This is a genomic window from Streptomyces sp. NPDC045022 (genome assembly GCF_056432605.1).
The window spans coordinates 1-3,477 of record NZ_JBWKIR010000073.1 but is presented as its reverse complement, the minus strand read 5'-3'; the positions used below and the strand labels follow the sequence as shown (position 1 = coordinate 3,477).

The 3,477-nt window shown below is 68.2% G+C and carries 4 protein-coding genes; 3 read left to right on the top strand and 1 reads right to left on the bottom strand.

Annotation, left to right across the window (positions count from 1 at the left end; genetic code table 11):
- Window positions 1-359 precede the first annotated feature (359 nt).
- Entirely contained in the window at window positions 360-1,010 is a 651-nt protein-coding gene (locus AC07C1_RS41145) for a DNA-3-methyladenine glycosylase (RefSeq protein WP_478947231.1), read from the bottom strand.
- 100 nt (window positions 1,011-1,110) lie between these two features.
- Here AC07C1_RS41145 and AC07C1_RS41140 point away from each other — a divergent pair, with 100 nt between their 5' ends.
- From AC07C1_RS41140 to AC07C1_RS41130, 3 genes are all read left to right on the top strand, one after another.
- Complete coding sequence (locus tag AC07C1_RS41140) at window positions 1,111-1,893, top strand: sporulation protein (RefSeq protein ID WP_478947230.1); 783 nt, start codon at window positions 1,111-1,113, stop codon at window positions 1,891-1,893.
- 44 nt (window positions 1,894-1,937) lie between these two features.
- The gene (locus AC07C1_RS41135; protein WP_478947229.1) at window positions 1,938-2,477 is read left to right on the top strand and encodes a YbhB/YbcL family Raf kinase inhibitor-like protein; all 540 of its coding nucleotides are present in this window, start codon (window positions 1,938-1,940) and stop codon (window positions 2,475-2,477) included.
- A 168-nt stretch (window positions 2,478-2,645) separates the two neighbouring features.
- Window positions 2,646-3,152 carry an HNH endonuclease gene (locus tag AC07C1_RS41130; RefSeq protein WP_478947228.1) on the top strand — a complete coding sequence of 169 codons (507 nt, stop codon included), beginning with the start codon at window positions 2,646-2,648 and terminating at the stop codon, window positions 3,150-3,152.
- Window positions 3,153-3,477: the final 325 nt, after the last annotated feature.

Here is a 3,477-nt window from a genome sequence, read left to right as displayed (position 1 = left end):
AGTTCTCAAGGAACGGTCGCTTCCTTTGTACTCACCCTCTCGGGCTTTCCTCCGGGCGCTTCCCTTCGGTCTTGCGTTTCCGACTCTATCAGATCCTTTCGGCATCCGATTCCCGGTCGGCGGGATATGTCTGAGGCTTTGGACTTTCGCCCGTCGGCCTTTCGACATTCACTACGTTAGCCGATTCCCTCGGCGACTCATAATCGAGTCTCGCGAGTTCGAATTCGGGCACGCGAGCGCGCCAGAATCGACCCCGGCGAGGGGGTGTAGCTAGGTAGTGGGTTGGCCGCTCCGGCTGCAGGCGATCGCCGTACCCGGTTCAGCGGCTCGGAATACATTACGCACCTTGCTGGGGTGCGTCAACTTCGTCGGCGCCTCGGCGCATGCGCCCGATAGGGGCTGACGGTCGGATCGTCGGCCACCCAGAAGCGCCAGGGGTGCAGGTCGCCGCTCCCGCCATCGCCGGTGACGCCGGTGCGCGGGCCGCTGCGTACCTGGTCGGGGGGTACGGAAGTGCCTGTCAGCATCCTCAGCGGTGTCTCGGCGGAGCTGCACGCGTCCGTGCCGTCCAGCGCGCGGTCGACCTCCAGGGCCGTGGCCAGACGGGCCGGCCCCTTGGCCAGTTCCTTGTCGTTCCGGGCCGAAAGTCGCCGTTTGCGTGCCAGCTCGGCGCCCTCCACGACCTCGCCGGCTCGCAACAGCACGGCGCTCGCCCTCCCCTCCGGACCGCAGACGAGGTTCATGCAGTGCCACATGCCGTAGGTGAAGTAGACGTACACGTGTCCGGGCGGTCCGAACATCACCGCGTTGCGTGCCGTGCGGCCTCGGTAGGCGTGCGAGCCGGGGTCGTTCGGGCCGTCGTACGCCTCCACCTCGGTGAGGCGGAGTGTGATCGGGCCGTCGGGCGTCGTCCGGACCAGGAGGCGCCCGAGGAGGTCGGGGGCGACCTCCAGGACCGGGCGGTCGAAGAAGTCTCGGGGCAGTGGCGTACGGTCCGGGGGCGCGATCATGCCGTCCGAGGGTAGTCCAGACGGGTCAACGTCCCGGCGGAACCGGCCGGGGGCGGAACGCGTTTGTAGGGGTCGAGGGTTCATTCGTAAAGGGAGAGTCATGGCGTTCAAGAAGCTGCTCGCGAGCCTCGGGGCCGGTGGGGCCTCTGTCGAGACGGTGCTCACCGAGGTCAACGTCGTACCGGGTGGTGTCGTCCAGGGTGAGGTGCGGATCCAGGGCGGGTCCGTGAACCAGCGGATCGAGGGTCTGTCCGTGGGCCTGCAGGCCAAGGTCGAGGTGGAGAGCGGCGACCAGGAGTACAAGCAGGACATCGAGTTCACCAAGGTGCGGCTCGGTGGTGCCTTCGAGCTGCAGGCCGGTGCGGTACACGCGGTGCCGTTCGGTCTGGAGATCCCCTGGGAGACGCCGGTCACGATGATCGACGGCCAGGCGCTGCGCGGCATGAACATCGGTGTGACGACCGAGCTGGAGATCGCCCGGGCCGTCGACTCCGGTGACCTGGACCCCATCAACGTGCATCCGCTGCCGGCGCAGAAGGCGATCCTGGACGCCTTCGTCCAGCTGGGCTTCCGCTTCAAGAACGCGGACATGGAGCGCGGTCACATCCGGGGTACGCGGCAGCGGCTGCCGTTCTACCAGGAGATCGAGTTCTTCCCGCCGTCGCAGTACCGGGGCCTGAACCAGGTCGAGCTGAGCTTCGTCGCCGACGAGCACGCCATGGACGTCGTGCTGGAGATGGACAAGAAGCCGGGTCTGTTCAGCGAGGGTTCGGACACCTACCGGTCCTTCCAGGTCGGTCTGAACGACTGGCAGGGGACCGACTGGGCGGCTTACCTCAACCAGTGGCTGTCCGAGGTCGGCAGCAAGCGCAACTGGTTCTAGGCTCGGGAACTGCTGATTCCAGTCATCGACCAGGAGGTACCGAGGTGACCGAGCTCAAGCGGCGGCCGCTCCCCCACGACTTCCATCCGCCCGTGCCGTCGTTCACGGTGACGAGCGAGGACATCGAGGAGGGCGCGACCCTCAAGAGCGACCAGGTCCAGGCCGAGGGCAACACCTCGCCGCAGCTGAGGTGGGAGGGTTTCCCCGCGGAGACCAAGAGCTTCGCCGTGACCTGCTACGACCCGGACGCGCCGACCGGCAGCGGGTTCTGGCACTGGGTCCTGTTCGACATCCCGGCCTCGGTGACGGAGCTGCCGGCGGGCGCGGGCGGCGGAAAGTTCGAGGGGCTGCCCGAGGGGGCCGTGCACGCGCGGAACGACTACGGCACGAAGGACTTCGGCGGTGCCGCCCCGCCGCCCGGGGACGGTCCGCACCGGTACGTCTTCACGGTGTACGCGGTGGACCAGGAGAAGCTCGGTCCGGACGCGGACGCCTCTCCGGCCGTGGTCGGCTTCAACCTGCGGTTCCACGCGATCGCGCGCGCCCAGCTCATCGGTGAGTACGAGCACCCCGGGAAGGGCTGACCGCGGCGCGCGGATTCGGCCGAACGTCCATTGAACGTTTGCCCGCCTCTGGTCTTGGAAGTGATCAGAGGCGGGCATCTTTTATTGCGTTGTCCATCTCGACGCGCCCGTCCAGAGTTGATCCGAGCCCGCCGGGGGGTGGGCAGGTGCACACGGGAGGTGGGCTGGATGCGTGACACGCTGGTGCTGAACGCGAGCTTCGAGCCGCTGTCGACGGTGACGCTGAACCGCGCCGTTGTTCTGGTGCTGCAGGACAAGGCCGTCGTCGAGCAGGCCCATCCCGAACTGCGCATGCGCGGTGCCGATGTGGACCTGCCCGCACCTCGGGTGATCAGGCTGTGCAGGTATGTACGGGTGCCGTTCCGAAGACAAGCTCCGTGGTCGAGGCGGGGGGTGCTGGTCCGGGACCGGCACCGGTGCGCGTACTGCGGGCGCAGGGCCACGACCGTGGACCATGTGCTGCCGCGGTCGCAGGGTGGGCAGGACACGTGGCTGAATACGGTCGCCGCGTGCGCGGAGGACAATCACCGGAAGGCGAACCGGACTCCGGAGGAGGCCGGTATGGCTCTGCTGCGGGAGCCTTTTGAGCCGACGCCGGCCGATGCGATGCTCTTGGCCTTGGGGCAGGAGGACTTCGCCGCGCTTCCCGAGTGGCTCGCCGGGGAAGCGGCCTAGTGCCGCGGCAGGCAACGTTTGCCTGTCAAGGAGCGGCGTCCGGTGCGTGCTCTGGGGGTCCCCCCCGGCCGGAGGCGGGGCGGTGCCGGCGGCCTCTGCCGGCCGGAAGTCCTCGTACTGGATGTACTTGGGCTTTCGGCCGGTGCGGCGAGTGGGGGTCCCCCCCTGCTCGAAGAGCTTGGGGGAGCGTGCCGGGCGTCGCGACGGGGCGAACATTGCCTGCCGCGGCACTAGTGCCGCGGCAGGCAACGTTTGCCCGTCAAGGAGCGGCGTCCGGTGCGTGCTCTCGGCGTGCCGGCCGGAAGTCCTCGTACTGGATGTACTT

Bases quoted from the DNA above. Each gene is read 5' to 3' on its own strand.
- AC07C1_RS41145 (WP_478947231.1), bottom strand. From the start codon at position 1,010: ATGATCGCGCCCCCGGACCGTACGCCACTGCCCCGAGACTTCTTCGAC.
- AC07C1_RS41140 (WP_478947230.1), top strand. From the start codon at position 1,111: ATGGCGTTCAAGAAGCTGCTCGCGAGCCTCGGGGCCGGTGGGGCCTCT.
- AC07C1_RS41130 (WP_478947228.1), top strand. From the start codon at position 2,646: ATGCGTGACACGCTGGTGCTGAACGCGAGCTTCGAGCCGCTGTCGACG.